This window comes from Geopseudomonas sagittaria (assembly GCF_900115715.1).
Lineage (GTDB): Bacteria > Pseudomonadota > Gammaproteobacteria > Pseudomonadales > Pseudomonadaceae > Geopseudomonas > Geopseudomonas sagittaria.
This window is the reverse complement of sequence record NZ_FOXM01000003.1, coordinates 292378-317080: the sequence shown is the minus strand read 5'-3', so window position 1 is coordinate 317080 and position 24703 is coordinate 292378. Positions and strand designations below refer to the sequence as shown.

Below are 24703 nucleotides of genomic sequence, written 5' to 3'. Positions count from 1 at the left end.
CATGAGCGTGCATATCGAAGAAATCCGCCTGAATCTGCCGCACATCGAGCTGGCTGCGCACCTCTACGGTCCCGAAGACGGTCAGCCGGTGCTGGCCCTGCATGGCTGGCTGGACAACGCCATGAGCTTTGCCCGTCTCGCGCCCAAGCTCGACGGCCTGCGCATCGTCGCCCTCGACCTGGCCGGGCATGGCCATTCGGGACACCGCCCCGCCGGGGCCAGCTACGCACTGTGGGACTATGCGCTGGATGTACTGCAGGTGGCCGAGCAGCTCGGCTGGCAGCGCTTCTCCCTGCTCGGCCATTCGCTGGGTGCGAGTGTCGCGATGCTGCTGGCCGCGGCACTGCCCGAGCGCGTCGAGCGCCTGGCGCTGATCGACGGCCTGCTGCCATTGACCCACGAGCCGGAGCAGGCGCCCCACCAGCTGGGCGAGGCGCTCAGGGCCCAGCTGGCCCTGCCCGGCAAGCGCAAACCGGTGTATGCCAGCGTCGAGCGCGCCGTCGACGCCCGCCTGCGTGGCGGCTATCCGCTCAGCCGCGAAGCGGCCGAACTGCTCGGCAGTCGTGGGTTGATGCCGCAGGCTGGCGGTTATACCTGGCGCAGCGATCCGCGCCTGACCTTGCCCTCGCCGCTGCGCATGAGCCGCGCCCACGTCGAGGCCTGCGTCCGCGCCCTGCGCTGCCCGGTCAGTCTGGTGCTGGCCGAGGAGGGCATACCGGTGCGCCACCCGCAGTCGATGGCACTGATCGAAGAACTGCCGATCACCCTGCATCGTCTGCCCGGTGGACACCATCTGCACCTGGATGACGAGGCGGGTGCGCGTGCAGTAGCAGACTGTTTCAAACCCCTGTTCGCTGCGCCTTGACTTGCGCCGGGCAAGTGCCGAGGCTGGACGCCATTGCACGGGAGAATGCGCATGATTGAGTTGTACACCACTGCTCCCCCCACGGGGCGGCAGCTTTTCAGCGTACTCGGTGAGCGTGGCCAGCACGACGCGCGGCACAGCGGCCACCTGCCACAGGCGATCCCGAGACGATGAGAACCAGCATGCGAGGAGTGCTGGGAGCACTCGCCCTGATGGTCGCGCCGGCCTGGGCCGATGTGCCGGGCAGCAGCGATCTGGAGATCCTGCCGCGTTTCGCGGGGGCCGAGATCGTCGACTACCGGGTGGAGGACAATGTTGCGCGGCTCTACCCGCAGAGTGCGTTGCGCCGTATCAGCGGCCGCTTGCGCGTGGACGGCGAGATCGAGGTGGTCGGGCGCCTGAGCGCGCTGACCTACGAGCTGCCGCGTGGCCATGGCAGCAGCGAAGCCTTTACCCAAGCACGCGCCGCGTTGCTGGCGCAGGGCGCGCGAGCGCTGCACTGGTGCGAGGGGCGCGAATGCGGGGCCAGCAGCCTGTGGGCCAACAACGTGTTCGGCAATGCGCGGCTGTTCGGCGGCGACGAGCAGCAGGCCTATCTGTTGCTGCAGCTGGCTGCACCGCACCAGGACAGCCTGCTGGCGCTGTATGCCATCACCCGGGCCACTCGCCGCGCCTACCTGCACGTCGAGCTGCTGGAAGCCAATGCGCCGCAGGGCGAGCACCTGCCCAACGCCGAAACCCTGTTGCGCCAGCTCAAGGAGGCCGGTGTGCTGGAGCTGGCGCAGCTGCCGGCCGAGCCGGTCGACCCCTGGCTGGCCCTGCTGGCGCGGGCGCTGCGTCTGGATACCGGCGTGCGCCTGCAGCTCAGCGGCGAGGCGGCGCCGGCGTGGCGCGAAGCGCTGATCGAGCGCGGAACCCGCGCCGTCCGCCTGGAAAGCACCGCGAGCGAGAGGCCGGGGCTGCGCTTGGAGTGGTTGCGTTGAACTCCCGAAGCACACGGATGCCCCCCCTGCCGGCCTTGCCGGCATCCCGCGGCAAGGAAAGACGATGATCGAACATGACCGCCTGCTGGTGCAGATCCTCATGCTGGCGCTGCTCGGCGCCTGCCTGTGGGTGCTGGCGCCGTTCTGGTCGGCGCTGTTCTGGGCGGCGGTGCTGGCCTTCGCCAGCTGGCCGCTGATGCGTGGCCTGACCCGCCTGTTGCGCGGGCGCACGAATGTCTCCGCCGGCATACTGACCCTGGGCTGGATGCTGCTGGTGGCGGTGCCGCTGATCTGGCTGGGCTTCAACCTGGCCGACCATATCCGCTCCGCCATGGCCCTGCTCAAGGACCTGCAGGTGGAAGGCCTGCCCGCGCCGCCAGCCTGGCTGGCCGGTGTGCCGCTGTTCGGCGGGCAGCTGGTGGATCTGTGGAATGCCCTCGATGTGCAGGGTGCCGCGCTGTTCGCCGGGGTCAAGCCGTACATGGGCGAGGTGGGCAACTGGTTGCTGGCGCGCAGTGCGCAGATCGGCGGCGGCGTGCTGGAGCTGGTCCTGAGCCTGGTGCTGGTGTTCTTCTTCTATCGCGACGGCCCGCGCATGGCCGAGTACGCGCGCAGCCTGCTGGAGCGGCTGATGGGCGGGCGCGCCGAGCACTATGTGGAGCTGGTTGCCGCCACCGTGCAACGGGTGGTCAACGGGGTGCTCGGCACGGCGGCGGCGCAGGCGGTGATGGCGCTGATCGGCTTCCTGATCGCCGGGGTGCCGGGCGCCGTGGTTCTGGCCATCCTCACCTTTGCCCTCAGCCTGGTCCCCGTCGGTCCGCCGCTGGTGTGGATCCCCGCCACCGCCTGGCTGTTCTGGCAGGGCGACTACGGGATGGGGGTATTCCTGGGTGCCTGGGGACTGGTGGTGATCAGCGGCATCGACAACGTGGTCAAGCCCTACCTGATCAGTCGCGGCGGCAACCTGCCGCTGGTGGTGGTTATCCTCGGCGTGTTCGGCGGCATCCTTGCCTTCGGCTTCATGGGCCTGTTCCTCGGTCCGACCCTGCTGGCGCTGGCCTACAGCCTGATCGGCGACTGGATCGCCAGCCAGCCGCACAGCCGACATCAGCATCAGCCGCCCGCCAGCTGATCAGCGCCCTTGAGGGTGCTCGCGTTCGTAGCGTTCCAGCGAGTCGCTGGCGATCATCCGCCCCAGGGCGATCAGCTCGGGGGCCTTGTAGAACTCGAAGAAGCGGCAGACCCGCTTGGGCACGTTGACCAAGATGTCCGGCGGATAGCCGGCCATCTTGTACTGCCCCAGCGAGTTCTGCATCACGTCGATGCTCTGGTTGATCAGCTCCAGCAGGTTGTCCGGGGCCCCGTTTTCCACGACATGGATATGGCTGGCCTTGGCCGCGGCGACGCCGTGGGTGGAGCCCCCTTCCGCCAGCCCCTCGGTACTGAGCAGCAGGGCGGGCAGGTCCGGATCATTGCGACGGAAGAACGGCAGGCGGGCACCCAGAGCGCCAATCGAACCCATCATCTGGTCGAGGCGGTGCTTCAGCGCCGCCGGGCGCTCGATCACCGGCAGTTCGTACTGGATCTGGTTGGTGGCGTTGACGTTGACCGCGACGATCAGGTCGCAGCGACTGGATACCACCGGCACGATCGGGATCGGGTTGAGCAGGCCGCCATCGACCAGCACCCGCGAGCCCTGCACCACCGGGGTGAACAGGCTGGGAATCGCCGCCGAGGCGCGCATGGCCTGGTGCAGGCAGCCTTCCTGGAACCACACTTCCTGCTGGTTGGTGAGGTCGGTGGCCACGGCCGTGTAGGGGATCGGCAGGTCCTCGATGTTGATTTCGCCGAGAAAGGCACGAATCCGCCCGAAGATCCGCTCGCCGCGAATCGCGCCCAGCGAGAAGCTGACGTCGAGCAGACGCAGCACGTCCAGATAGTCCAGGGTCTCCACCCAGCGCCGGTACACCGGCAGTTTGCCGGCGGCATAGATACCGCCGATCACCGCGCCCATCGAGCTGCCGGCGATGCAGGCGATCTCGTAGCCACGCGCCTCCAGCTCCTCGATCACGCCGATATGTGCATAACCGCGAGCTCCGCCCGAGCCGAGCACCAGTGCGACACGCTTGCCCATGATGATTCCCCCATCTTCTGCAGGACCGGTGCGAACACGGTGCAACTCGACACCATATGGCTCATTCCCGGTCTCTTGTATTTCAGTATGGCCCCGATCTCGACTGCAGGTCTTGCCCTGTGGTGTTTGCTAGAATCGCCGCCATCGCGAATGACCCCCGGAGTGTCTGCATGACCGCCCCCACCAGCGAACCGATCCGCCTCACCCAATACAGCCATGGCGCCGGCTGTGGCTGCAAGATTTCCCCCAAGGTGCTGGAGGTGATCCTCGCCGGCAGCGGCGCGCAGAACCTCGACCCCAAGCTGTGGGTCGGCAACGCCTCGCGCGACGATGCGGCAGTCTATGCCATTGACGAGGAACGCGGGGTGGTCTCCACCACCGACTTCTTCATGCCGATCGTCGACGATCCCTTCGACTTCGGCCGCATCGCGGCCACCAACGCCATCAGCGACATCTACGCCATGGGCGGCGACCCGCTGATGGCCATCGCTATCCTCGGCTGGCCGGTCAACGTGCTGGCGCCGGAAGTCGCCCGCGAAGTGATCCGCGGCGGTCGCTCGGTGTGCGACGAGGCGGGCATCCCGCTGGCCGGCGGCCACTCCATCGATGCCCCCGAGCCGATCTTCGGCCTGGCGGTCACCGGCATCGTCGACAAGCGCTTCATGAAGCGCAACGACACCGCCAGCGAGGGCTGCCGGCTGTACCTGTCCAAGCCGCTGGGCATCGGCATCCTCACCACCGCCGAGAAGAAGGGCAAGTTGCGCGCCGAGGATGTGGGCGTGGCCCGCGACTGGATGTGCACCCTCAACAAGCCCGGCGCCCGCTTCGGCAAGCTGGAGCAGGTCAAGGCGATGACCGACGTCACCGGCTTCGGCCTGCTCGGCCACCTGGTCGAGATGGCCGACGGCAGCGGCCTGACCGCACGCATCGACTACGCCGCGGTACCGCGCATCGCCGGCGTCGATTACTACCTCGACCAGGGCTGCGTGCCCGGTGGTACCCTGCGCAACTTCGACAGCTATGGCGACCGCATCGCGCCGCTGCCGGAAGCGCAGAAGCTGCTGCTCTGCGATCCGCAGACCAGCGGCGGTCTGCTGGTGGCGGTGGAGCCGGCTGGCGAGGCGGAATTCCTCGCCCTGGCCGCCGAGCTGGGTCTTGCGCTGGCGCCGATCGGCGAGCTGGTGGCCCGACAGAACCACGCGGTAGAGGTGCTCTGATGCGTGCCAACAGCGCCCACTACCGCGACATCTTCCTTCACGACCTGCCGCTGATGGATGTGCGCGCCCCGGTGGAATACACCAAGGGGGCCTTCCCGCACACGGTCAACTTGCCGCTGATGAACGATCTCGAGCGGCAGAAGGTCGGCACCTGCTACAAGCAGCACGGCCAGGACGCCGCCATCGAGCTGGGCCACCAGCTGGTGAGCGGCCAGCTCAAGGCCGAGCGCATCGAGGCCTGGGCGGCCTTCGCCCGCGCCAACCCCAACGGCTACCTGTACTGCTTCCGCGGCGGCCTGCGCTCGCAGATCACCCAGCAGTGGCTCAAGGACGAGGCCGGCATCGAGTATCCGCGGGTGATCGGCGGCTACAAGGCGCTGCGCAACTTCCTCATCGACACCACCGAGGCGGCGGTGAGCGAGTGCGACTTCGTCATCGTCGGCGGCCTCACCGGCACCGGCAAGACCGAGGTGCTGGCGCAACTGGACAACCCCCTCGACCTGGAGGCGCTGGCCAACCATCGCGGCTCCAGCTTCGGCAAGCACGCCACGCCGCAGCCGGGGCAGATCGACTTCGAGAACCTGCTGGCCATCGACCTGCTGAAGAAGCGCGCCGCCGGCATCCAGCAGTTCGTCCTCGAGGACGAGAGCCGCCTGATCGGCAGCTGCTCGCTGCCGCTGCCGTTGCACCAGGGCATGCAGGAATACCCGCTGGTATGGCTGGAAGACAGCCTGCAAGGCCGCATCGAGCGCATCCTCGGCGACTACGTGATCGACCTGTCCGCCGAATTCATCGCCCTGCACGGCGCGGAGCAGGGTTTCGTCGCCTTTGCCGAGCGCCTGCAGCAGAGCCTGAAGAACATCGTCAAGCGCCTGGGGGGCGAGCGCTACCAGCGTCTGGCGGCGATCATGGACGAGGCGCTGGCCGAGCAGCAGCGCAGTGGCGCGGTCGACCTGCACCGCGGCTGGATCGAGGGTCTGCTCGGCGAGTACTACGACCCGATGTACGCCTACCAGCGCGAGAGCAAGGCGGCGCGCATCGAGTTCAGCGGCGACCAGCGCGCGGTCGTGGAGTATCTGCGCCAGCGGGCAGCCCATCGCCGCTGAGGCGAGGAACCGGCCCGGCGCCTGGCGTCCGGGCCGGCGACTAGACTTGCAGGAATTCCCGCAAAAAGGAGCATCAACGATGAAGACCTGGATCGTGCTGCCGGCACTGGCGCTGGGCCTGACGCTGGCCGGCTGCGCCGGCAAGACGCAGAATCGCGACGGCTGTGCCTATCAGCTGGACGCGGCGTGGCAGGAGCTGGATCTCGCCAAGGCCGAAGGCTTTGCCGGCACGGTCAGCTACTCCAAGGCCCTGTCCCTGATCACCGCCGCCAAGACCCAGCAGCAGTTCGAGGCCTACGATGGCTGCGTGAAAAAGGCCGAGCGGGCGCGCTACTACATCCGCGAGTCGCGCGCCGGGCGCTGAGTCATTCGGCCTTGCGGCCGGCCATGTGGCGCAGGTAGGCCAGCAGCTGGTCGAGCTGCGCTTCGCTCAGCGCGGCCTCGTCGAAGCCCGGCATGCGCCCCTGCGGCCAGTGGCGCAGGGCCTGCGGGTCGCGGATGTAGCGGCGCAGCAGGTCGGCGCGCAGGTACTCGGTAGGGTTGTAGGGCAGGTTGAGATCCGGGCCGAAGGCCGCATCGCCCTGCTTGTTCAGGCGGTGGCAGGCCAGGCAGTGCTTCTGGAACTGGGCGAAGCCGAGGCTGACCGGATCGTCCGCCGCCAGCGCGGGATCGGGGCGCATCGCCGGGAAGCGCTTGGCCACCGATGCCAGCACGCGCAGGCGCACCATGCGAAACGGCCATTGCTCGGGGCCGATCTGCTCCGCTGCGGGGTTGCTCCATACCAGATAGAACGGGCCGGCGCTCCTGCCGGCCTTGCCCAGCGGTGGCCAGGGCGCGGCCGGGTCTTCCACCGCCAGCCAGGCGCGCGAGCCCGGCGCGTCGAGCAGGGCGGCAGCCGACAGCTCGGCGGCAAAGCCGTCGTCGGCCACCGCCTGCAGGTGGTCCTCGGGCTTCACTCCCGGCAGCAGCTCGGCCAGCGGCAGGGCGCGGTAGCGCATGGCGCGCTTGTAGGACACGTCGGCGGGAATCTCCAGCACGCGACTGGCCGGGTGGGCGAGCAGTTCGGCGCTGCTGTAGCGGCGGCTGCCGTCGGCCAGTTCCACCAGCAGCTCGGTGGCGCCGGCCAGGGGCGAGAGAAGGGCGAGCAGGAGCGGCAGGGCGCGCATGGGCAGGTATTCCGCGTGGAGGCTTCGCGCGGACCTTAGCAAAGTTGGCAGAGCGCGTCCCGGCCGCGTAGCATCGCCGTCTTTGCCGCAAGGAAGAGTCATGCTCGCCGAGTTGTTCGCCGTGATGGCGCCGGTGCTGATTGTCGCCGGTATCGGATACGCCTGGGCGCGCTCAGGGCAACCCTATCCCACCGACTTCGTCGCCCGCCTGGTGCTGAATGTCGGCACCCCCTGCCTGGTGCTGTCCACCCTCAGCCGGACCGAGGTCGACGCCCAAGCCTTCGGCCAGATGGCGCTGGCCTGCGTGCTGGTGTCGGCGCTGATGGGTCTGATCGGCGTCGCCCTCAGCCGGGTCATGGACCAGGACTGGAAGGTGCTGGTGCCGGCCTACCTGTTCCCCAACACCGGCAACATGGGCCTGCCGATCAGTCTGTACGCCTTCGGCGAAGCCGGCCTGGCGCTGGCGGTGGCCTTCTTCCTGATGCTCTCGGTCGGCCATTTCACCCTCGGCATGATCCTCTCCGGTGCCGAACGCTCGTGGCGCAAGCTGCTGATCAACCCGATCATCCTCAGCCTGGGTGCGGCGCTGGCGGTGATGCTGCTTGATCTGCAGCTGCCGCGCTGGCTGGCCAACACCGTCAACCTGCTGGGCGGGCTGAGCATTCCGCTGATGCTGATCACCCTCGGCGTGTCGCTGGCAAGCATCCGCGTGCGGCACATCGGCCAGGGCGTGCTGCTCGGCGCGTTGCGGATCTTCTGCGGGGCGGGGGTGGGCTGGCTGATCGGGCTGGCGCTGGATCTGCAGCCGCTGGCGCATGGGGTGCTGGTGCTGCAGTCGGCGATGCCGGTAGCCGTGTTCAACTACCTGTTCGCCGTGCGCGCCAACCGCTCGCCGGAGGCGGTGGCGAGTCTGGTGCTGTGTTCGACGCTGCTGTCCTTCGTCTTTCTGCCGCTGCTGCTGGTCTGGTGGCTGCCGGCCTGACGCGGGTTGGCCGGCAGGGTTCAGCCGACCAGGCGACTCAGATTGGGCAACACCAGCAGCAGGGTCACGGCAACGACGGCCAGTGTGGCCTGCCGCCATTTGGGGGTGAACTTGATCATTGTCAGGGCCTTTTATTGTTGTTGGCCTGTTAAAGGGGCTGTCTGGCAGCAAACTACCTGCAATTCGGGCAGGTTCAGAGTGGATTCAATATTGAACACTCTACAATTCGTATCGTTACAAAGTTAGATGTTTTCGCCGCAAAAAGTTTCCTGAGCACGATGCTGCGCACTAGCGCAGTACCGGCAATCCCCAGCCAAGGCTTATCGCAGAGCCTTGGCGTGCTGCTCGAACGGCGCGCCATGCGCGTTGACCATTGGTCGGATGCTCGTCTGCAGGGCTTGAACAGCGGGCAGCCCGCATGCGAAAGCCCGTGGGGCCGCGTGGGTTCGGAGTGGCGCTGCTGACGCATCGGCAGGCACGAATGATAGCACAGGCGGCACTGTCAGTTTTTTGACCAGTGCACAAGCCTGTGCAGGGGGCAGTGCTGTGGGGACCGGCCGCGACCGGGTTCGAGCGTGGCTCGGCAAGCGCTAGCGCAGACCCGCCGCCGCGAGCAGCGCCGGGATCGACTGCTCGCTTGCGCCGGTCTGGGTGCCCGCCATCCGTTCTGCCGCGACCGCACCGATCACCAGGATCGCCGGGCTTTTCAGCCCGAAGGCGGCGGCGTCTTGCGCCATGGCGCCGAGGCTGCTGCGGCATTCGCGTTGCTGCGCCAGCGAGGCGTTCTCGATCATCGCCACCGGCATGTCGGCGCGCATGCCGCCGGCCAGCAGGCCGTCGCGGATGTCGGCCAGCTTGGCCACGCCCATGTAGACGACGAGCGTGGTGCCGCCCTGGGCCAGCGCCGGCCAGTTGAGGCTGCTGTCGTCCTGGGTGTGGGCGGTGACCAGGGTCACGCCGCGCGCGACGCCGCGCAGGGTCAGCGGGATGCCGCACTGGGTGGCGCCGGCCAGCCCGGCGGTGATGCCGTTGACGATCTCGCTGGCGATGCCGCGTTCTGCCAGCCAGTCGGCTTCCTCGCTGCCGCGGCCGAAGATGCACGGATCGCCGCCCTTCAGGCGCGCCACGCACTTGCCTTGGCGGGCGTAGCGCAGCATCAGGCGATGGATGAACTCCTGCGGCGTGGAGCGGCAGCCGCCGCGCTTGCCGACGCCGATCACCCGCGCCTGCGGGCAGTGTTCGAGCACCGCCGGGTTGACCAGGTCGTCGATCATCACCACCTCGGCCTCGCCCAGGGCGCGCACGGCCTTGAGGGTCAGCAGTTCCGGGTCACCCGGGCCGGCACCGATCAGCCAGACTTTTGCGCTCATGTTCATCACCTCTCTTGTGTCGCTTGCCGATCGCTCCCCGCGCTCTGCGCGGGAGCCATCCGTCAATGTTGTTTCAGGCCTTGGCCGTCACCGGCTGCGCGAGCAGCCGCTTGATTTCCGGTACGCAGGAGCCGCAGCTGGTGCCGCACTTGAGTTCCTGCTTGAGGCCGTCGAGGTCGAGGCCGCGGTCGATGCCCGCGCGGATCGCGGTATCGCTGACGTTCATGCAGCTGCACAGCGTCTTGCTCTTGCATCCCCCGGCGTTGCCCGGTGGCGTGCTGAGCGGGGCGAGCAGCCAGCGGCGCAGCTCGGTGTCGGCCTTGCCTTCGCTCCACAGCGCCTTCAGCCAGTCGCGCGCGGCGGTTTCGCCGGCCAGGCGGATGGCGGTGATGCGCCCGTCCTCGATGCGCACGCGCTTGCCGACGGTGCGCCGCGGGTCGTCGTAGGCCAGCACCGGACCCTGGTCGAGCTTGAGCAGGGCATCGATCTGCGCCAGCAGTTCGGTTTCCGGCGCCACGGCACAGGCGGCCTTGATCAGCAGCGCCGGGCGCTCGCGACCGGTGAGGGTCAGGCTGGCGTAGGCGAACGACTCGAACAGCGGGCGCAGGGCCTCGAAGCGCTCTTGCACCTCGCCCTCCACCAGGGCGAACAGCTGCCAGGGCAGCTCGACCTTGTCCACCTCGACGCCGGCGTGCTTGAGCTCCGGCTGCTTGGACAGTGGATCGAAGGCCGGCAGGGTCAGCACGTTGGTGCCCAGGCCCTTGAGGAAGCGGTCGCCCCAGTGCATCGGCAGGAAGGCCTGGCCGGGACGGATCGCCTCGTCGGCCTGCACCGGCAGGATCAGGCTGCCGCGGCGGCTGCGCAGCTTGACCAGATCGCCACTGGCCAGGCGCCGACGCTGCAGTTCGTCCGGGTGCAGACTGAGCGCGGCCTCCTCGACATGGCCGAACAGCTGCGCGGCGGTGCCGGTGCGGCTCATGCCGTGCCACTGGTCGCGCAGGCGGCCGGTGTTGAGGGTCAGCGGATAGCGCGCCTCGCGCTGTTCCTGGGCGGCGCGGTACGGATCAGCGACGAACTGGGCGCGGCCGCTGGGCGTGGGGAACACCCCGTCGCCGTACAGGCGCGGCGTGCCGCGGGTGGCGCCGGCGGGGAACGGCCACTGCTGCGGGCCGAGGTCGTCGAGCAGGGCGTGGCTGATCCCGGACAGGTCGAGGTCGCGGCCGGCGGTGAGCTGCTTGTACTCCTCGAACAGGGCGGCGGGGTTGCTGAAGTCGAACAGGCTGGGCAGGCCGGGGCGCAGCTGGGGTTCCAGGCGGCGGGCGAAGTCGCAGACGATCGCCCAGTCCGGCCGCGCCTCTGCGGGCGCCGGCACGGCGCGGCGCACATGGCTGATGCGCCGCTCGGAATTGGTCACCGAGCCTTCCTTCTCGCCCCAGGTGGCGGCGGGCAGCAGCAGGTCGGCGTAGCGGCAGGTCTCGGTGGTGAAGAAGGCTTCCTGTACCACCACGAACGGGCAGGTGGACAGGGCTTCGTGGATCCTGGTCTGGTCGGGCATCGACTGTGCCGGGTTGGTGCAGGCGATCCACAGCGCCTTGATCTTGCCGACCCTCACCGCCTCGAACAGTTCGATGGCGGACAGACCGGGCTGCTCGGGCAGGCCGTCGACGCCCCAGTAGCCGGCGACCTCCGCGCGGTGCGCGGCATTGCCGGCCTCGCGGTGGCCGGGCAGCAGGTTGCTCAGGCTGCCGGTCTCGCGCCCGCCCATGGCGTTGGGCTGGCCGGTGAGCGAGAAGGGCCCGGCGCCGACCCGGCCGATCTGCCCGGTGGCCAGGTGCAGGTTGATCAGCGCGCTGTTCTTGGCGCTGCCGGCGCTGGACTGGTTGAGGCCCATGCACCACAGCGACAGAAAGCTGGGCGCCTTGCCGATCAGTTCGGCGCAGCTCTGCAGGCTGTCGACGGAGATGCCGCAGATATCCGCCACCGCCGCCGGGGTGTAGGCGTGGACCAGCTTCTTCAGCGCGTCGAAGCCCTCGGTGTGGGCGTCGATGAAGGCGCGGTCGATCCAGCCTTCCCACAGCAGGATGTGCAGGATGCCGTGGAGCAGCGCCACGTCGGTGCCGGGCAGGATCGCCAGGTGCAGGTCGGCCAGCTCGCAGGTGTCGGTGCGCCGCGGGTCGACGACGATGATCTTCATCTCCGGGCGGCTGGCCTTGGCCGCCTCCAGGCGGCGGAACAGCACCGGATGGGCGTAGGCCATGTTGCTGCCGGCGATCAGCAGGCAGTCGCTCTGCTCGATGTCCTCGTAGGAGCAGGGCGGGGCGTCGGCGCCCAGGCTGCGCTTGTAGCCGACCACCGCCGAGGACATGCACAGCCGCGAGTTGCTGTCGATATTGTTGGTGCCGACCAGCGCGCGGGCCAGCTTGTTGAAGGCGTAGTAGTCCTCGGTCAGCAGCTGGCCGGAGATGTAGAAGGCCACGCTGTCCGGGCCGTGTTCGCGGATGGTTTCGGCGAACACCGCGGCGGCGTGATCCAGCGCGCCGTCCCAGTCGGTGCGCGCGCGGGCCAGGCCCTTGCCCAGGCGCAGTTCGGGGTACAGCGCGCGGGCGGCCAGGTCGCCGGTCAGGTGCAGGGTCGAGCCCTTGCTGCACAGGCGGCCGTAGTTGGCCGGGTGGTCGGGGTCACCCTGCACGCCGCGAATCGTCTCGCCGTCGTGCTCGATCAGCACGCCGCAGCCGACGCCGCAGTAGCAGCAGGTGGAGGCGGTGGTCTGGGTGGGCTGATTCATGGCAGTCGCTCCGTGTGATGCAGGTTGCGGGAGCCGGCCAGCGGCTCCCGCAGGGTCAGGCGCATTCGCCGATGGTCGTCAGGGCCAGCAGCACGCGGCCGCCCTCGACCTTGACCGGGTACTTGTGCGTGCAGCCGACGTCCGGCTCCAGCGCCGCGCCGCTCTCCAGGTCGATCTGCCAGTTGTGCAGCGGGCAGGCCACGCGCTTGCCGTAGATCAGCCCCTGGGACAGCGGGCCGCCCTTGTGCGGGCAGCGGTCGTCGAGGGCGAACACCTCGTCGGCGGCAGTCCGGAACAGCGCGATGTCGCCCTTGGGGCCGGCGACGATGCGCGCGCCGAGCACGTTGATCTCTTCCAGGGCGCAGATATCCAGCCAGTTCATGGGGTGGCCTCCACTGCGACGACGGGGATGCGTTCGAATTCCTTCTTCAGCGCCGGGGTGGCGACCTGCTGCTGCCAAGGGTCCTGCTCGAAGGACAGGGCGAACAGCAGCCGCGCATGCAGCGCCTGACGCTTGCCGGCGTCCTCGAGTACCGCCTTCTTGATGTGCTCGAGGCCGACGCGGTGCAGGTAGTGCACGGTGCGCTCCAGGTAGAAGGCCTCCTCGCGGTACAGCTGGAGGAAGGCCAGGCTGTACTCCATGACCTCCTCGGCGCTCTTGAGCTTGACGAAGAACTCGCCGGCCTCGGTCTTGATGCCGCCGTTGCCGCCGATGTACAGCTCCCAGCCCGAATCCACGCCGATGATGCCGACGTCCTTGATCCCCGATTCGGCGCAGTTGCGCGGGCAACCGGAGACCGCCAGCTTGACCTTGTGCGGCGACCACATGCCGAACAGCGCGTGCTCGAGGTCGATGCCCATCTGCGTCGAGTTCTGCGTGCCGAAGCGGCAGAACTCGCTGCCGACGCAGGTCTTCACGGTACGGATGGACTTGCCGTAGGCGTGGCCGCAGGGCATGTCCAGGTCCTGCCAGACGCCCGGCAGGTCTTCCTTCTTGATGCCGAGCAGGTCGATGCGCTGGCCGCCGGTGACCTTGACCATCGGCACCTGGTACTTGTCGGCCACGTCAGCGATGCGCCGCAGCTCGGCCGGGGTGGTCACGCCGCCCCACATGCGCGGCACCACCGAGTAGGTGCCGTCCTTCTGGATGTTGGCGTGGGCGCGCTCGTTGATCAGGCGCGACTGCGCATCGTCCCTGGCCTCGCCCGGCCAGGTGGAGATCAGGTAGTAGTTCAGCGCCGGGCGGCAGGTGGCGCAGCCGTTGGGGGTGCGCCACTCCATGAAGGCCATGGTATCGGCCAGCGAGGTCAGGTGATGGTCGCGGATCGCCTTGCGTACCTGGCCGTGATTGAGGTCGCTGCAGCCGCAGATGGCCTTCTCGCTCTTGGGCTTGACGTCGGCGGCGCCGCCGACGGTGCTGATCAGGATCTGCTCGACCAGGCCAGTGCAGGAGCCGCAGGAGCTGGCGGCCTTGGTGTGCTTCTTCACCTCGTCGACGCTGAACAGGCCGTTTTCCTGAATGGCCTTGACGATGGTGCCCTTGCACACGCCGTTGCAGCCGCACACCTCCATGTCGTCGGGCATGTTCGCGGTGCTGTGCTGGCCCTGGTGGCCGACGTCGCCGATAGTGTTCTCGCCGAACATCAGGTGGTCGCGGATCTGGCTGATGTTGGCGCGCTCGCGAACCTGGCGGAAATACCAGCCGCCGTCGGCGGTATCGCCGTACAGGCAGGCGCCGACCAGGATGTCGTCCTTGACCACCAGCTTCTTGTACACGCCGCCGATCGGGTCGGAGAGGGTGATGGTCTCGGTGCCGTCCTCGCCCATGAAGTCGCCGGCGGAGAACAGGTCGATGCCGGTCACCTTGAGCTTGGTCGAGGTCACCGAGCCCTGGTACATGCCGATGCCGAACTGGGCCAGGTGGTTGGCGCAGACCTTGGCCTGCTCGAACAGCGGGGCGACCAGGCCGTAGGCGATGCCGCGGTGGCTGGCGCACTCGCCGACGGCGTAGATGCGCGGATCGAAGGTCTGCAGGGTGTCGCTGACCAGGATGCCGCGGTTGCAGGCCAGGCCCGCGCGCTCGGCCAGTTCGGTGTTGGGGCGGATGCCGGCGGCCATCACCACCAGGTCGGCGGGGATCACCTCGCCATCCTTGAACTGGGCGGCGCACACCCGGCCTTCGCCGTTGTCGAGCAGGGCGGCGGTGTGGGTGTTGAGGCGGAAGCGGATGCCGCGCGCTTCCAGGGCGCTCTGCAGCAGCTGGCCGGCGGTCTTGTCCAGCTGGCGATCGAGCAGCCAGTCGCCGATGTGCACCACGGTGACGTCCATGCCGCGCAGCTTGAGACCGTTGGCCGCCTCCAGGCCGAGCAGGCCGCCACCGATCACCAGCGCGTGGCGGTGGGTCTTGGCGGTGGCCATCATCATCTCGGTGTCGGCGATGTCGCGGTAGCCGATCACGCCGTCCAGATCGTTGCCGGGGACCGGCAGGATGAACGGGTTGGAGCCGGTGGCGATGAGCAGGCGGTCGTAGGCGACCTCGCTGCCGTCGGCGGCGATCACCTTGCGGTTGCGGCGGTCGATGTCGACCACCTTGCAGCCGATGCGCAGGTCGATGCCGTTGGCCTTGTACCAGTCGAGGTCGTTGAGCACGATCTCCTCGAAGGTCTGTTCGCCGGCCAGCACCGGGGAGAGCAGGATGCGGTTGTAGTTGGGATGCGGCTCGGCACCGAACACGGTGATGTCGTACATGTCTGGCGCGAGCTTGAGCAGCTCCTCCAGGGTCCGCACCCCAGCCATGCCATTGCCGACCATCACCAGCTTGAGCTTGTTCATGGTTTGACTCCCGTCGCGCAAACCGCCCTGCGAAAAACAAAAAAGGCGTCCTGCCGTTGCCAGCAGGACGCCTTTGTCCGATCCCGAATCGCTCGGGGAGCGCCACCCCTCGCCGTTGAGGGTTGCGCTCGATGAATTGTGGGAAGTTCTAATGCAGGTGCTGTGCCAACTGCCCGGAAGCGGCGGTTTGCCGGGGTTTTCAGGAGTTCCTGAGTGACCCAATCAGGCTTTTCGGCACCGCCATGAGGCGGATTGCCTCGTTATGGTGCGCGTGCGCTGGCGCCGTGCGGAGTCGTGCGCCAGGCTCGGGGCGGTCGCTTCAGCACGCCTCGCGCTGCGCTTCCCGGAAACCATGGAAACTGGCGAACGCCTCGACGGGCTGGCGCTCGCTCTGCAGCCAGTTCTCCGGCGCCTCGTTGTCGCCATGGCCGAGGGCAATGCCACACACCAGCACCTCATCCTCGCCCAGCGGCAGGTGGCGGCGCACCACGGCGTGGAAGGGGGCGAAGGCGGCCTGGGCGCAGGTGTGCAGTTGCTGGGCACGGGCGGCGATCAGGATGTTCTGGATGAACATGCCGACATCCAGGTAGCTGCCGGTGTTGAGACGGCGGTCGAGGGTCACCAGCAGGCCGACGGGGGCGTCGAAGAACTGGTAGTTGCGCAGCATCTGCTGCTCGCGCCGCTGGTGGTCGTCGCGGCCGATGCCGAGCTGTTCGTAGAGGGCGAAGCCGTTGCGCCGGCGCCGCTCCCGATAGGGCTCGACCCACTGCGTGGGGTAGTAGCTGTACTCGGCCTGATGCTGGTCGGGGCTTTCGCTGGCCGCCTGCAGGATGTCGCGGCACAGCGCCTCGCGGACCTCGCCGCTGACCACGTAGACGCGCCAGGGCTGGATGTTGTTGCCGCTGGGGGCGCGGGCGGCGACCTCGAGGATGTGGCGGATCACCTCCGGGGAGACCCCGGTGGGCAGGAAGCGGCGTACCGACTTGCGGGAGCGGATCGCGTGATCGACGTGCATGCGGATTTTCCTCGGACTGAAGGGCCTGGTTCTGACGGCTATTGCTCGGCGAGACGGCCTGGCCGGGCGACCAGGCCGCAGCGGCTTACCAGAGCTTGACGGTGTAGTTGACGATGACGCGGTTCTCGTCGATGTCGGTGGTGTGGCTGCCGCGATAGGCGACGTTGCGCAGGCGCAGGCCGACGTTCTTCAGCGGGCCGCTCTGGATCACGTAGCCGAGGTCGATATCGCGCTCCCATTCCTTCGCCTCGGCGCCGCCGATCTTGAAGTTGTCGCCGCTGACGTAGCGGGACATCAGGGTCAGGCCGGGCATCCCCAGGGCGGCGAAGTCGTAGTCGTAGCGGGCCTGCCAGGAGTCCTCCCTGGCGCGCAGGAAGTGGTGGTAGGTCACGGTGTTCAGCGCCCAGGGGTCGGTGCCGCCGGCGATGAAGGGCAGGCCGGTGTCGCCGCTCTGGTCCTGGTAGGCGACGCCGAAGGCATGGCCCTTGAAGGCGAGGGTGAACATGGCGCCGAGGTTGCGGTTGTCGACCGTGGTGTTGCCTTCCTCGCCGCTGTCGAAGTAGCGGATGTCGGTCTTCAGCGTCATGCCTTCGGCCAGCGGCAGGCTGTACAGCAGGTTGCCGTAGTGCTGGTGGTAGTTGTCCTCCAGCTCGGCATAGAAGTAGCTGGCCGTCAGGTTGGCCAGCGGTGCGTAGCTGGCGCCGGCATAGTTGAAGCGGTCGCTGTCCACGCCACCGCCGACCAGGGCGCCGCCTTCGGCGAAGGCGGCCATTTTCATGTCCTCGTAGTTGGTCGAGTCGCGCAGGCGGGTGCTGCGGAACTGGCCGGCGGTCAGGGTCAGCTTGTCGATGTCCTTCGATACCAGTTGCGCGCCCTCGAAGGTCTGCGGCAGCAGGCGGGTATCGTTGCGATAGGCCACCGGCAGCAGCGGCTCGTGGGTGCCGACGCTGAGCACGCTCTGGGCGAACCTGGCCTTGCCGGTCAGGCCGAGAAAGCTCCACTCGTCGGGCGTCTCGCCGGTTACCCGGTTGCGCGGCAGCACGTTGGCGCCGCCGGTGCCATCGCCGCCGTCCAGCTTGATGCCGAGCAGGCCGAGGCCGTCGACGCCAAAGCCCAGCGGGCCCTCGGTGAAGCCCGAGTTGTAGCGCAGCATGAAGCCCTGGCCCCATTCCTCGGCCTTATGGTTGCCGACCGCGTTGTCGCGAAAGTCGCGGTTCATGTAGAAGTTGCGCGCGTTGAGGTTCAGCTGGCTGTCCTCGACGAAGGCGGCCAGCGCCGGTGCGGAGGCGCTGGCAGCGCCGATGGCGAGGGCCAGGGGAAGTACTGGGAATGTCTTGAGCATGTTCAAACCTCTTGTTGTTGTCGTTGGTCGGGTACTGCGTCACTTGAGTCGGCTGGCGCAACACGTGCTGCGCGATGTTTTTTCGGGCATGAGTCGGCCCGTGCAGTGAACTGGCGAAGTTCGCTGCCTGTCAGGGGTTCAGCAGTTGCTTGGTTGTTTCAGGTGAGCTCGGCGTAGCCTCTGAGGCGTATGTGTCCTTGCTGATTGGTCAAGAGAAGCTCGCCCGGAGTACCGCCCTGGCGATACAGCCGGGGTTGATCACCCATGGCAATGGGTGACACGAAGCGCGCGCCGAAGCGCTTGAGGCGCGCGCTCGGCAGCAGGGCGCCGAGCATGCCCATGCCCAGCATGCCCTGGGCGAACACATCGGCATGTCCGGCCTGGCGGGCGATCTCCGCCTGCAGGTGCACGCGATTGTCATCCCCCGAGGCCTGGGCAAAGGCGCCGATCTGCTCGCGGCTGATCGGCACGGCGCTGCGCGCCGGGGCTGCCGGCGTATCCAGCCGCGGCCCGTTGCGCGGCGCGCCCGGCGTGGGTATGGCGACGTAGATGCTGAGCATTTCGCAGACCAGCGCACCGTCCTCCGCACTCAGCCGGGTGTGCTTGTGCAGCAGGCTGAAGCGGCCCTTGTCGTGCACCGTGCCCAGCTCGGCACGGCTGTGGTACAGCTGGCCGGGCAACAGTGCACGGTGGTAGACGAAATGCTGTTCGCCGTGCAGCAGTTGATGGGCCGCCAGACCGGTCATGGAAAACAGCTGATCGATCACGCGCAGGTCCATGTCGGCGCTGAAGGCCAGCGTCGGCGGCAGCTCGCGGCTGTCCGGGGTGATGCCGATGGCCTGCTGCAGCGCCTGCGCCCGCGCACTGGCGAACGACCATTGACCGTCGGCGAAGCGCTGTCCGCTGAGTGACTGGAGATCCATGGTGTTCACCAGCCGCCGGCAACGCTGAGCGATTCGCCGGTGATGGCGCGCGCCGCGTGGGAGGCAAGAAATACCGCGCTGTCGCCGATCTCGCTGGGCTCGAGCAGGCGCTTGAGCGGCTGGCGGTCGAGTATGTGCTGTTGCAGGGCCTCCTCCTCGCTGATGCCGTCCTGGGCGGCCAGTTGCGGCAGCTGTTTCTCCACCAGGCTGGTGCGCACCGCACCGGGCAGGATGGCGTTGGCGGTGATGCCCTGGTTGGCGGTTTCCAGCGCCAGGGTGCGGGTCAGGCCGATCAGGCCATGCTTGGCGGCGATGTAGGCGCTCTTGTAGGGCGAGGCCAGCTTGCCGTGCACCGAGGCGATGTTGATGATGCGTCCGCTCTGCTGCGCCAGCATGCTCGGCAGGGCGTGCTTGCTCATCAGGAACGGGCCGGTGAGCATCACCGCCAGCAGGGTGTTCCACCGATCCAGCGGGAAGTCCTGCACGGGGGCGATGTACTGCAGCCCGGCATTGTTGACCAGCACATCCACGGCCGGCCGTTCCTCCCGCAATTGTGCAAAGAAGGCGGCGATCTGCGCCTCGCTGGTGACATCCACGGCATAGGCGCGGGCATTGGGCAGCTGGCTGGCGGCCTGTTCGGCCGCCGCCAGGTTGATGTCGCACAGGGCCACGAAATCACCCTGGGCGGCGAAGGCCCGGGCAATCGCCAGGCCGATGCCCTGGGCGGCGCCGGTGACGACGACGGTACGGCCGGTCTGAGTCATGTGCATACTCCCCGATCATGCCGCCTGGAGGTGGCAGCGGCTGATGGCGCCGAGGGCGCCGGTGTTTTCCAGCGACGACAGGTCGCCGGTGTCCTGGCCTAAGTAGGCGGCGCGGATGACCCGGCGCATGACCTTGCCGTTGCGGGTCTTCGGCAGCTCGCTGACGAAGTGCAGGTGCTTGGGCGCCATGGCCTTGCCCAGCCGGTTGCCGATCAGCCCGCGCAGCTCGCTGTCCAGCGCCGGGCTCGGCTGGACGCCGGGGTGCAGCACCACGAAGCACACTGGCGCCTCGCCCTTGATGTCGTCGGGGACGCCGATGGCGCCGGCCTCGAGCACCTGCGGATGGCTGACCAGGATGGACTCCATCTCCGCCGGACCGATGCGCTTGCCGGCGACGTTCAGGGTGTCGTCGGAGCGGCCGGTGATGGTCCAGAAGCCTTCTGCATCGATGATCGCCCAGTCGCCGTGCACCCAAGTGTCGGGAAAGCGGTTGAAGTAGGAGTTCTCGTAGCGCTCCGGCTCCTGCCAGAAGCTGTGGGTCATGCCGATCCATGGCTGGGTCATCGCCAGTTCGCCCAGCGCCTGCTGCACCGCTTGGCCCTGGCTGTCGCAGACCTGGGCGGCCATGCCCGGCATGCGGCTGTTGAAGGTCACCGGCGAAATCGGCTTGACCAGCACGTTGGTGAGGATGCCGCCGCCGATCTCGGTGCCGCCGGCGTAGTTGATGATCGGATAGCGGCCGTTGCCCACGGTGTCGAACAGCCACAACCATGGTTCCGGGTTCCACGGTTCGCCGGTCGAGGTGAAGGTGCGCAGGGCGCCGAGGTCGTGGCCCTGGGCGATGGCGTCGCCATGCTGCATCAGCGAGCGCACCAGGGTCGGCGAGACGCCGATGTGGGTGGCCCGGTGCCGGGTGCCGATCTGCCAGACGCGGTCCGCCTGCGGGAAGTCCGGCGAGCCTTCGTAGAGGACGGCACAGGCGCCATTGATCAGGCTGCCGAACACCACCACCGGGCCGGTCAACCAGCCCATGTCGGTGATCCAGAACAGCCGATCGTTCTGGCCGACGTCCATGCACAGGCCAACGTCCAGCGCGGCCTTGAGCGGGAAGCCGCTGTGGGTGTGCACCGCGCCCTTGGGCTTGCCGGTGGTGCCGGAGGTGTAGATGAGCATCAGCGGTGCCTGGCTGTCGACCACCGCGGTCGCGCACTGGCTGCCGTCGCAGCTTTCCAGGCTGGCGAAATCGAGGTCGCGCTCGGCGTTCCAGGGGATATCGCGACCGAGGCGGCGCACCACCACCACCTTTTCCAGACCCGGGCAGAGGGCGGCGGCCCGGTCGGCTTCCTCCTTCATGCGGATGGTCTTGCCGCGGCGCAGGAAGCCGTCGGCGGTGATCAGCAGCTTGGCGCCGCTGGCCTCCAGGCGGGTGGCCAGGGCTTCGGCGGCATAGCCGGAGAAGGCCGGGGTGAAGATGGCGCCGAGCTTGACCACCGCCAGCAGAGCGACCACGGTCTCGATCAGCAGCGGCATGTAGATGGCGACGCGGTCGCCGGGCTCCACGCCCAGTTCAACCAGGCCCTGGGCCACGTTGTTCACCCGGCGGGCGAGTTCGCCGTAGCTGGCTTCGACGATCTGCCCGTCCTCGCTCTCCCAGATCAGCGCCGGGCGCTGGGCCTGGACCGGATCGGCGGCCCAGCGCTCCAGGGCGGAGCGAATGATGTTCAACTGGCCGCCTTCGTACCAGCGCGGGTGCTTGATGCCGCCGGCGTCATTCAGGGCGGTCTGGTAGGGCGTGTCCCAAGTGATGCCCAGGGCTTGCTCCAGGGCCTGGGCAAACCAGCGCGGATCATTGGTCGATCGCTCGAGGAAGGTCTCGTAGTCGCTCTCGCCCAGGGCCTGCATCCACTGATGCAGGCGAGTGCGCTGGATGAAATCCTGGCTGGGTGTCCAAACGGCTGTGCTGGTCATGGTCGTTTCCTGATCTTGTTATTTAACTTGTGTCACTTGAAGTTCTTGTTCACCAGCAGCTTGAGCGAGCCAACCACGCCTGCGCGGAAGCACAGCACGCAGAGCACGAAGATGCCGCCAAGGATCGAGGTGCCCCAGGTGCCCAGCGGCGAACCTGCCAGCAGGTGCTGCAGCGAAACCACGATGCCAGCGCCGACGAAGGGGCCGAGCAGGGTACCGACGCCACCGAGCAGGGTCATCAGCACCACTTCGCCGGACATGTGCCAGTGCGCATCGGTCAGGGTCACCAGCTGGAACACCACGGCCTTGGTGGAGCCGGCCAGGCCGGCAATGGCCGAGGAGATGACGAAGGCCAGCCACTTGTAGCGGCTGATGTTGTAGCCCAGCGAGGTGGCCCGATCCTCGTTCTCGCGGATGGCATTGAGGATCTGGCCGAAGGGCGAGTGCACCACGCGCAGTACCACGGCGAAGCCGAGTACGGCGATGGCCAGCACGAAGTAATACAGGGCGTGGTCGTCGGCCAGGTCGATGAAGCCCAGCAGCTTGCCGCGAGTGATGCCGTGCAGTCCGTCTTCGCCGCCGGTGAAGGGCGCCTTGAGGAACAGGAAGTACAGCATCTGCGACAGGGCCAGGGTGATCATGGCGAAATAGATACCCTGGCGGCGAATGGCCAGGGCGCCGAACAGCGCGCCGATCAGGGCCGCGGCCAGGGTGCCGCCGATGATCGCCAGCTCCGGGCCGATGCCCGGGTGCTGGCTCAGCAGGTAGCCGGTGCTGTAGCCGCCGGCGGCGAGGAAGGCGGCGTGGCCGAACGACAGCAGTCCGGTGTAGCCCAGCAGCAGGTTGAACGAGCAGGCGAACAGGCCGAAGCACAGCAGCTTCATCAGGAACACCGGGTAGGCGACCCAGGGCGCCACCAGGCCGATGGCGATCAGCGCGATGTATAGTGCGTTGATCTGGCGCTGTTTGCCGATCTCGCGTTGTTGCGTGATTGTCAGCACAGATTGGGTATTCATCGGCTTATGCCTCCTTACCGAACAGACCGTTGGGGCGTACCAGCAGGACCAGGATCATCACGAAGAAGATCACGGTGCTGGCCGACTCGGGCCAGTACACCTTGGTCAGGCCCTCGATCAGACCCATGGATACACCGGTGATGATGGCGCCCATGATCGAACCCATGCCGCCGATCACCACCACGGCAAACACCACGATCAGCAGGTTCGAGCCCATGGTTGGCGACACCGAGTAGATGGGCGCGGCGAGAGCCCCGGCGAAGGCCGCCAGCGCCACGCCGAAACCGTAGGTCAGGGTGGTCAGCAGCGGTACGTTGACGCCGAAGGCCTGCATCAGTTGCGGCTTCTCGGTGCCGGCCCGCATGTAGGCGCCCAGACGGGTCTTCTCGATCATGTACCAGGTGAACAAGCACATCCCCAGGCCCGCCACCAGGACCCAGACGCGGTAGGTCGGCAGGAACATGAAGCCCAGCTTGAAGCCGCCCTGCAGCGCCTCCGGGATCGGATAGCTGCTGCCGGACACGCCGAACAGGTTGATGAAGCTACCCTCGATGATCATGGCCAGGCCGAACGTCAGCAGCAGGCCGTAGAGATGATCCAGATGCGCGATGCGGCGCAGCAGCAGGCGCTCGATCAGGATCCCCAGGGTGCCGACCAGCAGGGGCGCCAGAAGCAGAGTCGTCCAGTAGCCAACACCGAGAAACTTCAGCAACAGCATTGCGCTGAAGGCGCCCAGCATGTACTGCACGCCATGGGCGAAGTTGATGATGCGCAGCAGACCGAAGATGACTGCCAGCCCCAGACTCAGGAGCGCGTAGAACGCGCCGTTGATCAGGCCCAGCAACAGCTGGCCGAACATTGCTGCCAGAGGTACACCGAATATTGTTGTCATTGTCGCTCACCCTCCAGAGGAGTCACGGGCGCGGCGCGCCCGTGACCTGACCGATCAGTTCTTTGCCACCAGCTTGCACTTGCTTTCCGAGAGCGGCAGGAAGGCTTCGTCCGCCGGAATGGTGGAGAGGATCTTGAACAGATCCCACTCGCCCTTAGACTCTTCCGGGGTCTTGACCTGGGCCAGGTACATGTCGTGCACCATGCGGCCGTCAGCCCGCACGCGACCGTTCTGGGTGAACATGTCGTTGATCGGGGTTTTCATCATGTGTTCGCGGATCCCCTGCGGGTCGTCGGAACCGGTGGCTTCGACGGCCTTCAGGTACTGATAGGTGCTGGAGTACATGCCGGCCTGAACCATGGTCGGCATGCGCTTGGTGCGTTCGTAGTAGCGCTTGGCCCAGGCGCGGGACGCGTCGTTCATGTCCCAGTACCAGCCGGAAACGAACTGGGTGCCCTGGGCGGTCGGCAGGCCGATGGCCTTGATGTCGGTGATGAACACCATGAGGCTGGCCATGGTCTGGCCGGCGTCGACCAGGCCGAACTGGTTGGCGGTGGAGATGGCGTTGACCAGATCCGAGCCGGCGCTGGCTAGGCCGATGACCTTGGCGCCCGAGGCCTGGGCCTGGAGGATGTAGGAGGAGAAGTCGCTGGTCGGGAAGGGGTGGCGGGCCTTGCCGATGACCTTGCCGCCGCTGGCCGCTACCGCCTTGGATACCTGCTCTTCCATGGCATGACCGAAGGCGTAGTCGGCGCTCAGCAGGTACCAGCTGTCGCCGCCGTTGGCGACGATGGCGTTGGCGGCACCGTTGGACACCGAGTAGGTGTCGTAGACGTAGTGGAGATGGTTGGGGGTGCAGTATTCGTTGGTCAGGCTGGCGGCTGCGGCGGTGGAGACGATGGCGAAGCGGTTTTTCTCTTCCACCAGGCGGCTCACGGTGATGGCCACCGCCGAGGAGTTGAGGCCGGCGATCAGGTCGACGCCGCGGCGATCGAGCCACTCGCGGGCGGTATTGGCGCCGAGGTCGGCGTTGTTCTTGTGGTCGGCGCTGAACAGCACGATTTTCTTGTCGCCGACCTTGCTGTCGAAATCCTCGACGGCCATGCGGATGGCTTCCAGGCCGCCAGGGCCGGCCAGATCGCTGTAGGGGCCGCTCAGATCGTCCAGGTAGCCGATGCGGATTTCATCGTCGCTGATGCTGGCCTGTGCGGTGCCGGCCAGCAAGCCGGTGCAGAGTCCGGTCGCGATGGCTTTGGCAATGCGCGAAGTGCTGAAGCTGAAAGGAACTGACATGTGCGTCTCCATGGCTCCAGGGGAGCTCGTTGTTGTTATGAATTGGCAGT

The 24703-nt window shown here is 67.5% G+C and carries 21 protein-coding genes; 7 read left to right on the top strand and 14 right to left on the bottom strand.

The window, feature by feature from the left end; genetic code table 11:
- The first annotated feature begins 1 nt into the window (after position 1).
- The 3 genes from BM297_RS05575 (at position 2) to BM297_RS05565 (ending at position 2980) form a co-directional block, all read left to right on the top strand.
- Positions 2-865: an alpha/beta hydrolase gene (locus BM297_RS05575; RefSeq protein WP_092429132.1), complete on the top strand. Its 864-nt coding sequence runs from the start codon at positions 2-4 to the stop codon at positions 863-865.
- Positions 866-1035: 170 nt separating this feature from the next.
- The gene (locus BM297_RS05570) at positions 1036-1848 is read left to right on the top strand and encodes a DUF4892 domain-containing protein (RefSeq protein WP_092429130.1); all 813 of its coding nucleotides are present in this window, start codon (positions 1036-1038) and stop codon (positions 1846-1848) included.
- A 64-nt stretch (positions 1849-1912) separates the two neighbouring features.
- Positions 1913-2980, top strand: a complete 1068-nt coding sequence (locus BM297_RS05565) for an AI-2E family transporter (RefSeq protein ID WP_092429128.1) — start codon at positions 1913-1915, stop codon at positions 2978-2980.
- Here the strand turns inward: BM297_RS05565 and BM297_RS05560 are convergent, their stop codons facing one another.
- A complete protein-coding gene (locus tag BM297_RS05560; RefSeq protein ID WP_092429126.1) occupies positions 2981-3982 on the bottom strand; it encodes a patatin-like phospholipase family protein in 1002 nt (333 codons plus the stop codon).
- Between the two features lie 170 nt (positions 3983-4152).
- Between BM297_RS05560 and selD the strand changes: the two genes are divergently transcribed.
- From selD to BM297_RS05545, 3 genes are all read left to right on the top strand, one after another.
- A complete protein-coding gene (gene selD, locus BM297_RS05555; RefSeq protein ID WP_092429124.1) occupies positions 4153-5199 on the top strand; it encodes a selenide, water dikinase SelD in 1047 nt (348 codons plus the stop codon).
- Positions 5199-6305 carry a tRNA 2-selenouridine(34) synthase MnmH gene (gene mnmH, locus BM297_RS05550; RefSeq protein WP_092429122.1) on the top strand — a complete coding sequence of 369 codons (1107 nt, stop codon included), beginning with the start codon at positions 5199-5201 and terminating at the stop codon, positions 6303-6305. The genes selD and mnmH overlap by 1 nt, the downstream gene beginning before the upstream one ends.
- Before the next feature lie 79 nt (positions 6306-6384).
- Entirely contained in the window at positions 6385-6669 is a 285-nt protein-coding gene (locus tag BM297_RS05545; protein WP_092429120.1) for a hypothetical protein, read from the top strand.
- Between the two features lies 1 nt (position 6670).
- Here BM297_RS05545 and BM297_RS05540 read toward each other — a convergent pair whose 3' ends face one another.
- Entirely contained in the window at positions 6671-7471 is an 801-nt protein-coding gene (locus tag BM297_RS05540; protein WP_092429118.1) for a cytochrome c, read from the bottom strand.
- A gap of 100 nt (positions 7472-7571) precedes the next feature.
- Here BM297_RS05540 and BM297_RS05535 point away from each other — a divergent pair, with 100 nt between their 5' ends.
- Complete coding sequence (locus tag BM297_RS05535; RefSeq protein ID WP_092429116.1) at positions 7572-8453, top strand: AEC family transporter; 882 nt, start codon at positions 7572-7574, stop codon at positions 8451-8453.
- A gap of 590 nt (positions 8454-9043) precedes the next feature.
- Here the strand turns inward: BM297_RS05535 and cobA are convergent.
- The 12 genes from cobA to BM297_RS05475 all read right to left on the bottom strand — a co-directional run bounded on the left by cobA (position 9044) and on the right by BM297_RS05475 (position 24653).
- Complete coding sequence (cobA, locus tag BM297_RS05530; protein ID WP_092429296.1) at positions 9044-9823, bottom strand: uroporphyrinogen-III C-methyltransferase; 780 nt, start codon at positions 9821-9823, stop codon at positions 9044-9046.
- 73 nt (positions 9824-9896) lie between these two features.
- Complete coding sequence (locus BM297_RS05525) at positions 9897-12608, bottom strand: nitrate reductase (RefSeq protein ID WP_092429114.1); 2712 nt, start codon at positions 12606-12608, stop codon at positions 9897-9899.
- Positions 12609-12663: 55 nt separating this feature from the next.
- The gene (nirD, locus tag BM297_RS05520; RefSeq protein WP_092429112.1) at positions 12664-12990 is read right to left on the bottom strand and encodes a nitrite reductase small subunit NirD; all 327 of its coding nucleotides are present in this window, start codon (positions 12988-12990) and stop codon (positions 12664-12666) included.
- Positions 12987-15440, bottom strand: coding sequence for a nitrite reductase large subunit NirB (gene nirB, locus BM297_RS05515; protein ID WP_092429110.1), 2454 nt, complete (start codon positions 15438-15440; stop codon positions 12987-12989). Before nirB ends, nirD begins: the two co-directional genes overlap by 4 nt.
- A 319-nt stretch (positions 15441-15759) precedes the next feature.
- Complete coding sequence (locus BM297_RS05510) at positions 15760-16455, bottom strand: nitroreductase (protein WP_092429108.1); 696 nt, start codon at positions 16453-16455, stop codon at positions 15760-15762.
- Positions 16456-16540: 85 nt separating this feature from the next.
- The gene (locus BM297_RS05505; protein WP_092429107.1) at positions 16541-17797 is read right to left on the bottom strand and encodes an OprD family porin; all 1257 of its coding nucleotides are present in this window, start codon (positions 17795-17797) and stop codon (positions 16541-16543) included.
- Positions 17798-17955: 158 nt separating this feature from the next.
- Entirely contained in the window at positions 17956-18720 is a 765-nt protein-coding gene (locus tag BM297_RS05500; RefSeq protein ID WP_092429105.1) for an FAS1-like dehydratase domain-containing protein, read from the bottom strand.
- 5 nt (positions 18721-18725) lie between these two features.
- On the bottom strand, positions 18726-19484 hold the full coding sequence (locus tag BM297_RS05495) for a 3-hydroxybutyrate dehydrogenase (protein WP_092429103.1): 759 nt from the start codon (positions 19482-19484) through the stop codon (positions 18726-18728).
- 15 nt (positions 19485-19499) lie between these two features.
- On the bottom strand, positions 19500-21452 hold the full coding sequence (locus BM297_RS05490) for an AMP-binding protein (RefSeq protein WP_092429101.1): 1953 nt from the start codon (positions 21450-21452) through the stop codon (positions 19500-19502).
- A gap of 32 nt (positions 21453-21484) precedes the next feature.
- Positions 21485-22468, bottom strand: coding sequence for a branched-chain amino acid ABC transporter permease (locus tag BM297_RS05485; RefSeq protein WP_092429099.1), 984 nt, complete (start codon positions 22466-22468; stop codon positions 21485-21487).
- 4 nt (positions 22469-22472) lie between these two features.
- Positions 22473-23360 carry a branched-chain amino acid ABC transporter permease gene (locus BM297_RS05480; RefSeq protein ID WP_092429097.1) on the bottom strand — a complete coding sequence of 296 codons (888 nt, stop codon included), beginning with the start codon at positions 23358-23360 and terminating at the stop codon, positions 22473-22475.
- A gap of 54 nt (positions 23361-23414) precedes the next feature.
- Positions 23415-24653, bottom strand: coding sequence for an ABC transporter substrate-binding protein (locus BM297_RS05475; RefSeq protein WP_092429095.1), 1239 nt, complete (start codon positions 24651-24653; stop codon positions 23415-23417).
- Positions 24654-24703: the final 50 nt, after the last annotated feature.

Excerpts from the sequence above, each read along its gene's own strand:
- BM297_RS05575 (WP_092429132.1), top strand. The coding sequence starts at position 2 with ATGAGCGTGCATATCGAAGAAATCCGCCTGAATCTGCCGCACATCGAG.
- BM297_RS05570 (WP_092429130.1), top strand. The coding sequence starts at position 1,036 with ATGAGAACCAGCATGCGAGGAGTGCTGGGAGCACTCGCCCTGATGGTC.
- BM297_RS05565 (WP_092429128.1), top strand. The coding sequence starts at position 1,913 with ATGATCGAACATGACCGCCTGCTGGTGCAGATCCTCATGCTGGCGCTG.
- BM297_RS05560 (WP_092429126.1), bottom strand. The coding sequence starts at position 3,982 with ATGGGCAAGCGTGTCGCACTGGTGCTCGGCTCGGGCGGAGCTCGCGGT.
- selD (WP_092429124.1), top strand. The coding sequence starts at position 4,153 with ATGACCGCCCCCACCAGCGAACCGATCCGCCTCACCCAATACAGCCAT.
- mnmH (WP_092429122.1), top strand. The coding sequence starts at position 5,199 with ATGCGTGCCAACAGCGCCCACTACCGCGACATCTTCCTTCACGACCTG.
- BM297_RS05545 (WP_092429120.1), top strand. The coding sequence starts at position 6,385 with ATGAAGACCTGGATCGTGCTGCCGGCACTGGCGCTGGGCCTGACGCTG.
- BM297_RS05540 (WP_092429118.1), bottom strand. The coding sequence starts at position 7,471 with ATGCGCGCCCTGCCGCTCCTGCTCGCCCTTCTCTCGCCCCTGGCCGGC.
- BM297_RS05535 (WP_092429116.1), top strand. The coding sequence starts at position 7,572 with ATGCTCGCCGAGTTGTTCGCCGTGATGGCGCCGGTGCTGATTGTCGCC.
- cobA (WP_092429296.1), bottom strand. The coding sequence starts at position 9,823 with ATGAGCGCAAAAGTCTGGCTGATCGGTGCCGGCCCGGGTGACCCGGAA.
- BM297_RS05525 (WP_092429114.1), bottom strand. The coding sequence starts at position 12,608 with ATGAATCAGCCCACCCAGACCACCGCCTCCACCTGCTGCTACTGCGGC.
- nirD (WP_092429112.1), bottom strand. The coding sequence starts at position 12,990 with ATGAACTGGCTGGATATCTGCGCCCTGGAAGAGATCAACGTGCTCGGC.
- nirB (WP_092429110.1), bottom strand. The coding sequence starts at position 15,440 with ATGAACAAGCTCAAGCTGGTGATGGTCGGCAATGGCATGGCTGGGGTG.
- BM297_RS05510 (WP_092429108.1), bottom strand. The coding sequence starts at position 16,455 with ATGCACGTCGATCACGCGATCCGCTCCCGCAAGTCGGTACGCCGCTTC.
- BM297_RS05505 (WP_092429107.1), bottom strand. The coding sequence starts at position 17,797 with ATGCTCAAGACATTCCCAGTACTTCCCCTGGCCCTCGCCATCGGCGCT.
- BM297_RS05500 (WP_092429105.1), bottom strand. The coding sequence starts at position 18,720 with ATGGATCTCCAGTCACTCAGCGGACAGCGCTTCGCCGACGGTCAATGG.
- BM297_RS05495 (WP_092429103.1), bottom strand. The coding sequence starts at position 19,484 with ATGACTCAGACCGGCCGTACCGTCGTCGTCACCGGCGCCGCCCAGGGC.
- BM297_RS05490 (WP_092429101.1), bottom strand. The coding sequence starts at position 21,452 with ATGACCAGCACAGCCGTTTGGACACCCAGCCAGGATTTCATCCAGCGC.
- BM297_RS05485 (WP_092429099.1), bottom strand. The coding sequence starts at position 22,468 with ATGAATACCCAATCTGTGCTGACAATCACGCAACAACGCGAGATCGGC.
- BM297_RS05480 (WP_092429097.1), bottom strand. The coding sequence starts at position 23,360 with ATGACAACAATATTCGGTGTACCTCTGGCAGCAATGTTCGGCCAGCTG.
- BM297_RS05475 (WP_092429095.1), bottom strand. The coding sequence starts at position 24,653 with ATGTCAGTTCCTTTCAGCTTCAGCACTTCGCGCATTGCCAAAGCCATC.